Here is a 10,419-nt window from a genome sequence, read left to right as displayed (position 1 = left end):
AAATTAAACTATCAGTTAATGAAAACGTGATTATTGCAAGCATTTCCTACAAAATCTCCCTTCATTTGCGATACAGATTCTTCGCTACTATGCCCCGTTTAAAAGCAAGAGTATAAGAACACCAATAAGGCCGTGTGGCTTTCCTTATCACTTGATAAGGAAAGTTCACATCCGACCCAATGGGAAGTTTCTCTGTTACATGAGGAGAATATAAATCATAGTCATCATATACTATTTTATAACACTTCCCACCTTGTTCTACGAATGGTAGCGAAATCATCATGATTGAAACATAATCGTAGATAAAAGCGTATAATAGGACAGTAACGTAGAAGCCAAACCCAATATAGGAGGAACACAATTATGTCTACAAGCAAGGCAAAAAGGGCAAGGCAAAAACTTGCCCAGCAAGGTAAAGTTAATCCAGAAGTACTACGAGGTTCATGGCATGGTGTTAGTCCCACCGTTAAAGTCACACCTACCCTTAAGCAAAAACAAACACAACTGTATAATAAATATAAAAGGAATCCCGCTCATGGCAGCAGTGATTCCTTTTATTTATTACATTTACTGACCAGCGCTTGAATTTGCCCTCGATCTCTTCTGAATTTCATGAACTCCCATAACTACGGCAACTAGCTCATAATGATTTAACTCTGCTGAGTTATTATGAAGACCATAAGCGCCAGATTGAAGCCAACCATTTACTCTAGCGAATGTCACCACTGTCTCTCCATGGGTACTTTGAATGCTATACTCCTTAGAAAATGCCGGTGAGATTATTTCATAGATTCCCCTTCTGCCTGCATCATACTCATATTTTTTAGAGAAGAAGCTCATTCTGGCTCTCAGCACACCCATTAATTCGTCACTAGAATCAGAAACTTCCCATTTGTTAGAAAAAAATCGAAACTTCCCTCCACATATTCTAACACCTGTAGACTCATACACATCTAGTGAAGAACCGATAGAACTCTTTAAATCTATGCTTCCCACTGTTTCGCCAGCCTCGTTCATAATATCTGAGATGCCTGCATTGAAAAAGTTATCTTTAAAGTATAGTTCCATTACGAGATCACTTCCTTCCTCATTAATAACTCCATGTTCTTTAATACGTAAATAATGTAAAAAGGGATCACTTTTTATACATATAATAACAACAAAGAAGAACCCACCCTCACTTCGGGCGATTCTTCTTTGTTGTGTGTACTTATATCTATGACTTAACACGTATCTTCTATTTATCAATAAGAGTGAAATCATCATAATGAAAAGCTGGAGCTACAACGCAGGTCACAAATACGGGTTCATCGCTCAAGGCTTTTGCCGTTTGCCACACTTTGGCCGGTACAAGCGCTTGCGGCTGTTGTCCATTCTCAATATCCATCCCTAGAATAATTTTCTCGCCTTCTTCGGGATTCTTTTCACTTCCACCTAATGTGAGTTCCAAAGGACCTCCCGAATGGTACAACCATAATTCGTCTGACAATACGACATGCCATTCTGACACTTCACCTGGGTGTAGTAAGAAGTAAGTTGAACTTGCTGCAGCTCTAGCACCGGAGTATTCAGGTCCTAATACTGCTTTAGGAATCTCATAAGATGCTTTCCATATTTCTTTGAACCATCCGCCTTCCACATGCTTGTCCATTCCTATTTGCTTCACCAATGGTGATTGTTGTAAATCCATTGTAATTTCTCTCCCTATCCTATGTAGTAAATAGTTTATATACTTTGTAGCCATTCTACATGAATTCATAACTTTCGTCACGCTCTGTATGTATAACGTAATCTACTTATGACAATAGTATTACTTTTTATCATTGACGATCAGTATCAATATATGTTACCTTAAGTTAACTGATATATATTAGTAAGTTAATTTATTAATATCAGTGATTTGAGATTATTAATTACTATAATACATAATGGAGGCTGAAATCATGAGTACTTTTATAGATTTGGTTCAATCCCGCAGATCGGCTATGAATTTTGTGGAGGGTATCAAGATCCCTCAGAATGAACTGGAAGAAATGTTCTCTTACGCCCGCTTAGCGCCATCGGCATTTAACCTTCAACATACACATTATATAGTGATTACCGACGAGATTCTAAAAGAGGAAATTCGCAAGGGTGCCTATGGCCAATATAAAATCCACTCGGCCTCAGCAGTCATTGTTGTACTTGGAGATAAGCACGCTTATCTCCAGGCTCCAGAGATTTATGGAGGACTCAAGATGCTAGGAGCTATGTCAGAGGAGGAATTCGATCAAACCATCGAATCCATTAACAGTTCCTACATAGGCAAAGATGCTTTTCAACGCGATGATGCTATTCGGAATGCTTCCTTATCTGCGATGCAATTCATGTTAATCGCCAAAGACAAAGGCTGGGATACTTGCCCCATGATCGGCTTCGATCCAGAAGCCATCCAAGCCACCTTGAATCTGCCGGACAACCTGGTTCCCGTCATGTTGATCACGATTGGTAAAGACAACAACCGAAAAATCAGACCACGTGGCTACCGCAAGCCAGTCAATGAATTCGTTGAGTTTATCGGAGTATGAATGTAAACAAGAGGTGTCTCCAGCATCATGCTGAAAGCACCTCTTGTTTTCATACACTTCCTAATGCGCTGAAATACTATAAAAAAAGCTTGCTTCAGTCTGAACATAACTGTAACAAGCTTTTTTGCTTAATAAATTCCAACATAGAGTATAGATTACTACATTAAATCTTTGTTGATAATGTCGATTTTTGTTATTTTTCCAGATAATGTGTCTGCAGCAAAGTAAATGACTAATCCACCGTACTCATACATCAGGGTATAACCACCCTCAGCCTCATCTTCACCGATGTAACTCGGTTTGCCTAACTGAGCTTTTACTTTAGCAAATGTCTTGTTGGGAAAGCCTTCACTGCCAATCGACACAGCATATAATTTACCCGATTTCATTCCAGGTTCATTGAAACAAAATCCTGCATACGAAACCTTATTGAATATCCAAAATTGCCCTCCAATCCAATTGTAAGACTGTTTCGGATTGCCTAGCACTTTCACAACTTGCGCTTTTTTCATTCCTAACTGAATGTCAAATCCCGGAATTTTCCCTACTTTAAGCGAAGCTGCTGTATTCTTATCTAGCTTAAATGTACGCGTAGCAGCACCGACCTGTGAGATATTTATGCTACTAAATAACAAAATAAAGACGATTAAACCTAGCATTCTCTTCAATTGGATGACCCCTTCCGACTCTATGATGTACTGAGGATTATATAATATCATCGAGAAAATTCACAGGGAATTTAATCCAAATAATCAAAGTTATTATACTGGAGAATTCACCAAATCAATGGTGTGAACTCCCTTCGGGTTATCGGTAACGTTCGATAAAGCTGAACATTCACGAAATGCGAAGTGTTTACAATTGAGACATTGATTACGGTCTAATTGATGTAGAGCATGTTCAATTGCCTCTCCTGTGTGTACGAAGAAGTGTTCTTCGCCGATCAGCTCACTCAATCTCGTCTTTCTTAACACGTCTAACGGCTGAGATTGAATGCCTGATACGATGACCTGTCCCTCATTGACTTCAGCATATTTCACAATGCTAGCTAATTGAGAGGCACCTGTCGTATCCATGAAAGGTACTTTACTCATTCTCAGTAATACAATTTTAGGTTCAATATGAATCGTATCCATAATAGATTTGGCAAATAAACTCGCTGCGCCGAAAAATAATGGACCTTCAATCGAATAGATATTAATTTGTGGACAATCATGGCTTTCGGTTACCATATGTCCCTTCAAATGTTCGTCAACTGCATTAGGGTCAGGTAACACCTTCGTAACCGCCATAACTTCACTCATACGCTTCACGAATATAATGATGGCCAACACTAAGCCTATTTCTACAGCTGTTGTTAAATCTGTAAATACCGTCAAGAAGAAGGTAACCAGTAAAATAAGTGAATCACTTGTTCTTGTTCTTAATACATGCATAAACTCCTTGCGCTCACTCATATTCCACGCCACCAACATCAAGATAGGCGCCATACTGGCTAATGGAATCTGAGATGCATAGGGGGAAAATAAAATGAGAACTAAGAAAACAACGACCCCATGTATAATGCCAGATAAGGGTGATACTGCCCCACTTTTGATATTCGTTGCTGTTCGTGCGATAGCCCCTGTCGCTGGAATTCCCCCAAACAATGGCGTCACCATATTCGCAATCCCTTGCCCAATAAGTTCTCGGTTACTATTATGACGACTACCCGACATGCCATCCGCAACAACTGCCGATAATAAAGATTCAATACTTCCTAACACAGCAATAATACAAGCTGGACCTATAAGGTTCTGCACTGTAGCCCACGTTATCTGTGGTATATGAAATTGAGGGAGCGCACTCGGAATAGCTCCAAAGGAAGATTCAATCGTAGCCACCTGTCCTTCAAAGAATAGTGCTGCAACAACACTTGAAATCACAAGACCAACCAACGATCCTGGAACCCTCGGCAAGAATTTCGAAGTGAGTAAGATAACTACGAAACAGAGAACGGCAGTCAAGACACTGTATACGTTAATGGTCGTGATATGCATCACGATTTCTTTCATATTAGGCAGGAAATTCTCATGGCTCTTTAGTTCCGTTAGTCCTAACAAATTGGCAATCTGACCCGTGAAGATAATGACCGCAATACCTGCAGTAAATCCGATCGTAACGGGCTTAGGTATGAACTTAATCAGCGCTCCTAGCCTAAATAAACCCATGAGAACTAGAATCATCCCTGCCATGAAGCCAGCAATGAGTAAATTCTCATAACCATATTGAATCACTATTGCGAAAATAATAGGAATAAATGCACCTGTCGGTCCCCCAATTTGAAATTTGGAGCCACCAAATAGAGAAATAATAATACCGGCAATGATCGTTGTATAAATGCCGTATTCTGGGTTGACCCCAGCAGCAATAGCAAATGCCATCCCTAATGGAATGGCAATAATACCTACAATCAGACCCGAGATAAGATCTTTACGTAACATTGATTTATTGTAGCCCTCGAACCTTCCTGTCCACTTCATCCACGTACCTTCTCTTCTCTGAATATTTGATTATTTGAATATATATAAAATAATACGCCTCTGCTTTGTTCATGTCAAACACAAAAATCACCAAAAAAGGCGATCCCCAGTTTAACTTAAGGATCTCCTTGTCTTAGGATTTATGTTCTTTTGATATTTCGTTTGTCTTTCTTTTTGTGTTTCCTTTTATGTCTCTTTTCGAATACCCTCTAGTAATGATATAGCATCCACAAGGTGGTTATCAAAAATTTGTTTAGCCACTGCTAACAAATCATTGATTAGTGGATCTCGCAATGAATAAATAACAGAAGTACCCTCTTTTAGTCCATTCACGATATTTCTATTCCTTAATACAGCCAGTTGCTGAGATACAGCAGAGCCTTCCGATCCTAGAATCATTTGTAACTCGTTCACATTCTTATCCCCTTCACTCAGGACTTCAAGGATTCGAATTCTCATGGGATGCGCTAAGGCTTTGAAGAAATCAGCTTTAAATTGTTGTATATCTTGATTCATATTCATTGCTCCTTAGTCGCCTTATTAACCTCAATTATTAAAGATGTAAAGATTACACTATCATAGCACATTTGATTTTGCCATAACCATCATAATACACCCTTTCAGTCAGGCACAAAGCTGCATCGAACGGTTCACTTCTAAATTCAATAGCGTATATTATGATATCCACAAGTCTCCACTAAAAAACGACGCCCATACCTGAGAGCCCTGCAAAAGTAGTATCCTCGGAAAAATTATGTAATTCAAGGAGTTTAATATAACTCCCTTTACGCGAAACGAGCCTTAGAAGCGTTTCTAGAGGCTCGTTTTTTTTGATTATTTTCTTGTTCTGAAAAGTAAACTTTTGCAGTGCTCCCATACCTAGGCGTCGTTTCAATATTCAATCATTTGGATAGATTTTCATTAGGATAAATTGCTCTGTGCTTCTACTTCTAGCTATAGCTATTACTTCGAACGTTTCGTATCCAGCGGTCTCAGATTAGCTTCAATCGATTCGCGCTGATCCTCAAGAAACGGAGGAAGAGCTAGCGACTCACCTAAGGTCTCAAAAGGTTCATCGGTATCAAATCCAGGGCCATCTGTAGCTAACTCGAACAGAATACCATTCGGTTCACGGAAGTATAGAGAGCGGAAATAGAATCTCTCTACAAATCCAGAATTCGGTAAGCCCGCTTTGTTCAACACTTCAATCCAGGCAAGAAGCTCCTCCTTATCCGCTATACGAAAAGCGACGTGATGCACGCCCCCTTTTCCAAGTCTAGTCGGTGAAAGATCACTTCGTGGCTCGACCTGTACCTCCGCACCCGATCCACCTTCAGCTACTTGCATGATTATAATATCTTCTTGACCCTCAACTAGAGCAGGTACCCGAGCCTTCTCAGTGAATCCGATTAGACGAAGTGCAGCTATTGTCGATTCAGGTTTACGAACCGTAAGCTTTATCGGTCCTAGACCCACAATACCGTATTGTGTTGGCACAGGACTCTTCTCCCAGGGAGTTCCACCCACTACGCCCACATTCGTCTCATCAGAAACAAGGGATAACTGTTGCCCCTCCGGATCTTCGAAGAATATAACGTTCCGTCCAGCAAATTCTGAAATCGGTGAATGTTTAACCCCATGCTCAATAAATCGCTCTACCCAAAATCCAAGTGCCTCATCACTAGGGACACGAAGTGAAGAACCGGAGATGCTACTCACCCCTTTTCGATTCTGTCCGATACTCGGAAAATCAAAAAAGGTAAGCTCCGTACCTGCATTTCCTCGTTCGTCTCCATAGAATAAATGATACGCAGATGTATCATCTTGGTTTACTGTTTTTTTAATAAGGCGCATCCCAAGAACTTCTGTATAAAACTCAAAATTACCCGTTACACTACCCGTCATGGCGGACAAATGGTGAATACCTTTAACATTCATTCGTTGTACATCCTCTCAACATTACATTTATTGTGGATAGTTTCCACTTGAAGTCAGATCCTAATAACAGAACTATTTTCCTTCGATAATTATTTTAGTTAGTTGCATACTTTTAATTAGTATATATCTAATTTGATAAAAAAGAAATCTTTTTCCTCAAAACCAAAAAAGCTTGGATAGTAGCTCCAAGCTTGGGATCATTTATTCTTTATTTTTGATTCTCTAAGATCGTTGTAAATATTCGTGAATAGACGTCTTTGATATTGGATTCATTTATTTTATTATTATAGAGTCCATAGCCCCAAGATTGACCTTCTTCACCAAGCTGAAAATAGCCCGTGGCATAGTCACTTGATTTACTATCTGGAGAATCCTCATAGGATAATGCCTCATCAAGAAAGGGTACATATGATTTCTTAGACTCAATAAAGAAGAATGGAATACCAGCATTTTTATATATTTTTGCATATTTACTGTCAGAAGCTTCAGAAAGATTTTCCCTCGTAATGAATACAGCATCAAAATCATCCAAGAGATTCCTATTTTCAATTTCCTCAAACGTAATATTAATGAATTTGATGTTATCTTCTCTGACTTTAGGAGCCCCCCCTATAACACCGATGTCTAAACTCATGCCTTGGTAGAGAGTTGTATCAACTGTATCAGAAGTACACCCCGTAAGAATCATTAAAATAGTGAAGATAACTGGAAATACTTTTTTCAATATTAAACCCTCCGATGTAAATTCAACGAATTTAATCACTCAAAGGTTTATTTTAACATAAATTCAAATTTGTCCAAAATCATGATTAATAAGACTCAACCTTTTATACTCCTCATTCCACTTCTGGCGATGAGTTTAGTATGGGATCAATACGAAAAGAGACCAAATCCATTTGCGATTTGGTCGTAATCTATGTGCCGTACATACCTCCCATCATGCTTTCAAAGACTGGCTTTGCCTAGAGATGACGAATAATGCAGCCCATATCAGAACAAATCCGAAGATTTGAGCACTCGTAATAATCTCGTGAAACACAATCCAATTCATTAGAACACCCACCATTGGGAAACTTAATTCTGCGAATGTAGCTACCGAAGCTTTGGTCGTTGTAAGTCCCTTATAATATACAAGTAAACTCAGTAAACCAGGCAATAAGGCTTGCCCCAATAAATTAAGTGACACTCCTACGATCGCCGAAGAACCCGTCGGCAAGTTCCAAACTCCCCCTTCACCCCATGTTATAGCAAGCAACAAAGGCAAAGCTAGTATGAAGCGTAACGAAGTTACTGTCTCATATTTCATTTGTCCAACCATTAAACGTCCCATGACCGTTGAACCACCCCATAGCGCCGCTGCGCCGAGTGAAAATAAACTACCTATTTGAACAAATTCATTCCAATGACCGAAGGGTACTTTAAAACCAAATGTCAGCAAATAAGTTCCTATAAGTGCAAGGATGAACAATAAGGAAAAACGCTGGGGTAATCTCTCTTTCAATAACATTCTCGCCATGATGATGGCAAACAATGGCTGTAATTTCTGAAGTAATAATACAGCATTCATATTTCCATCAGCCAATCCCATTGTAAACAATATCGTTGCAAGTGCTGAACCACCCCATGATATAAAGAGTAATGCAGCAATATGCTTCGCTCTAATTCCCCGAAGTTCACTCCGTTGTCTCCATAGAATTGGAGCAACGACTAGCGCAATAATAATATGCTCAAGTAATACAATTTGCGTCGAAGTAAGTGACTTCAACAACAGAATCCTAAATAAAGGATCAACACCCCATAGTGCAGCACCCAATACGACTAACCAGAAGCCACTGTTGCTCCCCTGTTCTTTTGGTAATGATAGCGGCTTCTGTCCATTTACACTTACGTTATCCATATCCCTGTCCCCTTAGCCTGAATATGGGGTTCTTATGCGGAAAGCCCCCGTTTCATCGATACATCATCGACAGAAGCGGGGGCTGATCAAATAAGCTTGCAGGGAATTAATATTCCACAACATGCGAATCTCTTGATCTTCTCCCATCCGGACTTTACCGTCGGCCTTGGAATCTCACCAAGTCAGTCGCTATTTCTTATTCAGAATAGCAAGTCGCGGGCTTATGTTCATTCTGAGATAGAACGAACATTCACCGCCGGTTAGGAATTTCACCTTACCCCGAAGATCCATATTCAATTAGTTTAAAATGTGATGTTTTAATTATAAGTAAATACTACAACAATAGTTGACAATCCTCTGTTAAAATAGTCACATTCATCTTATGAAATGACATGTTTCAGGAAATTCATTTATTTGCATTCATTATACAACGAAACTGCTAATATTGTCGAAGATACTCCATTATTTTTCAAAAGGATAACGTAATCCCCATTGCCCACGTACCTCATCAAGTATCTTCATAATCCCTAAAGATTCTTCTAACGGTATAATTGAGCTTTCGGTAAGGCCTTCTTGTAAACATCTACCTACCTCTTCAGCCTCATACACATACCCAATTGACGTTCTATCATCCGTGAAGGTCTCAACTTCCTCACCGTTGATGAACAGTGAAGCTGATTTGCTATTCAGAAAACTAGGGATATGAATATACCCATCTGTGCCATATATATAAGCTTCATTGGTTAAATTGAGTCGAACGGAACCATTCAGTGATGCGGTTCTACCGGATTCATAGCTTAAAAGAATAGAGAACTGTTCATCTACCCCTGTTTCTCCAATATGTGCCGTACTCATGATCTTCTCAGGTTTCGCCCCAAGAACCATTGAGGCGAAAGAAATGGGATAGATCCCAGCATCTAGAAGCGCTCCCCCTCCTAAATCAGGGTTAAGCAACCTTCCTTCCGGATTCCAATCTGAGCGGAAACCGAAATCAGCCTTCACCAATTTTACATCACCAATTCGTCCTGCTTGAAGCCACTCTCTGACTTTACGAATGGGAGGTAAGAAGCGAGTCCACATACCTTCCATTAAGAATAGTTTATTCTCCTTAGCGTAGCTAATCATCTCTTCGAGCTCAGCTGCATTTATTGTGAAAGGCTTCTCACATAGCACAGCTTTGCCCGCACGAAGACAAGTGAGTACGTTCTCCTTGTGAAATGGGTGAGGTGTAGCCACGTAAATAGCATCAATCTCAGGATTGGCTAGTAATTCTTCATAACTTCCATAAGCATGAGCAAAATTAAAATTTTCAGCAAATTGGTCAGCACTTTCCTTCGTACGTGATCCAACAGCAAACCTCTCCGCATTCTGAGCATGAGCTAAATCTCTAGCAAATTGAGAAGCAATCCAGCCCGTACCTAATATTCCCCACTTTATTTTGCTCTCATGACTATTATTCATATTCATATCCTGCTCCTCTCTTCTGTCGAGCCTA

General features: G+C 39.7%; 11 protein-coding genes and 1 riboswitch. Of the genes, 2 read left to right on the top strand and 9 right to left on the bottom strand.

What is annotated here, in order from left to right; translation table 11 throughout:
* The first annotated feature begins 363 nt into the window (after window positions 1–363).
* Window positions 364–585: a hypothetical protein gene (locus tag J2T13_RS13295; protein ID WP_429371964.1), complete on the top strand. Its 222-nt coding sequence runs from the start codon at window positions 364–366 to the stop codon at window positions 583–585.
* Here J2T13_RS13295 and J2T13_RS13290 read toward each other — a convergent pair.
* A complete protein-coding gene (locus tag J2T13_RS13290; RefSeq protein ID WP_429371963.1) occupies window positions 568–1,230 on the bottom strand; it encodes a hypothetical protein in 663 nt (220 codons plus the stop codon). The two genes, J2T13_RS13295 and J2T13_RS13290, sit on opposite strands and share 18 nt — an antisense overlap.
* A 7-nt stretch (window positions 1,231–1,237) precedes the next feature.
* On the bottom strand, window positions 1,238–1,690 hold the full coding sequence (locus J2T13_RS13285; protein ID WP_429371961.1) for a cupin domain-containing protein: 453 nt from the start codon (window positions 1,688–1,690) through the stop codon (window positions 1,238–1,240).
* A gap of 253 nt (window positions 1,691–1,943) precedes the next feature.
* On the opposite strand from J2T13_RS13285, the gene J2T13_RS13280 reads away from it, so the two are divergent.
* Entirely contained in the window at window positions 1,944–2,567 is a 624-nt protein-coding gene (locus J2T13_RS13280) for a nitroreductase family protein (protein WP_429371959.1), read from the top strand.
* 158 nt (window positions 2,568–2,725) lie between these two features.
* Here J2T13_RS13280 and J2T13_RS13275 read toward each other — a convergent pair whose 3' ends face one another.
* The 7 genes from J2T13_RS13275 to J2T13_RS13245 form a co-directional block, all read right to left on the bottom strand.
* Window positions 2,726–3,235 carry a hypothetical protein gene (locus J2T13_RS13275; RefSeq protein WP_429371957.1) on the bottom strand — a complete coding sequence of 170 codons (510 nt, stop codon included), beginning with the start codon at window positions 3,233–3,235 and terminating at the stop codon, window positions 2,726–2,728.
* A gap of 93 nt (window positions 3,236–3,328) precedes the next feature.
* A complete protein-coding gene (locus tag J2T13_RS13270) occupies window positions 3,329–5,089 on the bottom strand; it encodes a SulP family inorganic anion transporter (protein ID WP_429371955.1) in 1,761 nt (586 codons plus the stop codon).
* A gap of 186 nt (window positions 5,090–5,275) precedes the next feature.
* The gene (locus tag J2T13_RS13265) at window positions 5,276–5,605 is read right to left on the bottom strand and encodes an ArsR/SmtB family transcription factor (RefSeq protein ID WP_429371953.1); all 330 of its coding nucleotides are present in this window, start codon (window positions 5,603–5,605) and stop codon (window positions 5,276–5,278) included.
* Window positions 5,606–6,052: 447 nt separating this feature from the next.
* A complete protein-coding gene (locus J2T13_RS13260) occupies window positions 6,053–7,027 on the bottom strand; it encodes a ring-cleaving dioxygenase (RefSeq protein ID WP_429371951.1) in 975 nt (324 codons plus the stop codon).
* 208 nt (window positions 7,028–7,235) lie between these two features.
* Complete coding sequence (locus tag J2T13_RS13255) at window positions 7,236–7,751, bottom strand: hypothetical protein (protein WP_429371949.1); 516 nt, start codon at window positions 7,749–7,751, stop codon at window positions 7,236–7,238.
* A gap of 213 nt (window positions 7,752–7,964) precedes the next feature.
* Window positions 7,965–8,924: a DMT family transporter gene (locus J2T13_RS13250; protein WP_429371947.1), complete on the bottom strand. Its 960-nt coding sequence runs from the start codon at window positions 8,922–8,924 to the stop codon at window positions 7,965–7,967.
* A gap of 131 nt (window positions 8,925–9,055) precedes the next feature.
* A riboswitch (FMN riboswitch) is annotated at window positions 9,056–9,215 on the bottom strand.
* Between the two features lie 171 nt (window positions 9,216–9,386).
* On the bottom strand, window positions 9,387–10,391 hold the full coding sequence (locus J2T13_RS13245; RefSeq protein ID WP_429371945.1) for a Gfo/Idh/MocA family protein: 1,005 nt from the start codon (window positions 10,389–10,391) through the stop codon (window positions 9,387–9,389).
* Window positions 10,392–10,419: the final 28 nt, after the last annotated feature.

Source organism: Paenibacillus sp. DS2015, from assembly GCF_050433705.1.
In the GTDB taxonomy this organism is placed as follows: Bacteria; Bacillota; Bacilli; order Paenibacillales; family Paenibacillaceae; genus Paenibacillus_AQ.
The sequence above is the reverse complement of the archived record's forward strand: the minus strand, read 5'-3'. Positions and strand labels throughout refer to the sequence as shown.

What these genes read in the sequence shown, in the direction of transcription:
- J2T13_RS13295 (WP_429371964.1), top strand. Translation starts at nt 364, where the DNA reads ATGTCTACAAGCAAGGCAAAAAGGGCAAGGCAAAAACTTGCCCAGCAA.
- J2T13_RS13285 (WP_429371961.1), bottom strand. Translation starts at nt 1,690, where the DNA reads ATGGATTTACAACAATCACCATTGGTGAAGCAAATAGGAATGGACAAG.
- J2T13_RS13280 (WP_429371959.1), top strand. Translation starts at nt 1,944, where the DNA reads ATGAGTACTTTTATAGATTTGGTTCAATCCCGCAGATCGGCTATGAAT.
- J2T13_RS13270 (WP_429371955.1), bottom strand. Translation starts at nt 5,089, where the DNA reads ATGAAGTGGACAGGAAGGTTCGAGGGCTACAATAAATCAATGTTACGT.
- J2T13_RS13265 (WP_429371953.1), bottom strand. Translation starts at nt 5,605, where the DNA reads ATGAATCAAGATATACAACAATTTAAAGCTGATTTCTTCAAAGCCTTA.
- J2T13_RS13260 (WP_429371951.1), bottom strand. Translation starts at nt 7,027, where the DNA reads ATGAATGTTAAAGGTATTCACCATTTGTCCGCCATGACGGGTAGTGTA.
- J2T13_RS13250 (WP_429371947.1), bottom strand. Translation starts at nt 8,924, where the DNA reads ATGGATAACGTAAGTGTAAATGGACAGAAGCCGCTATCATTACCAAAA.
- J2T13_RS13245 (WP_429371945.1), bottom strand. Translation starts at nt 10,391, where the DNA reads ATGAATATGAATAATAGTCATGAGAGCAAAATAAAGTGGGGAATATTA.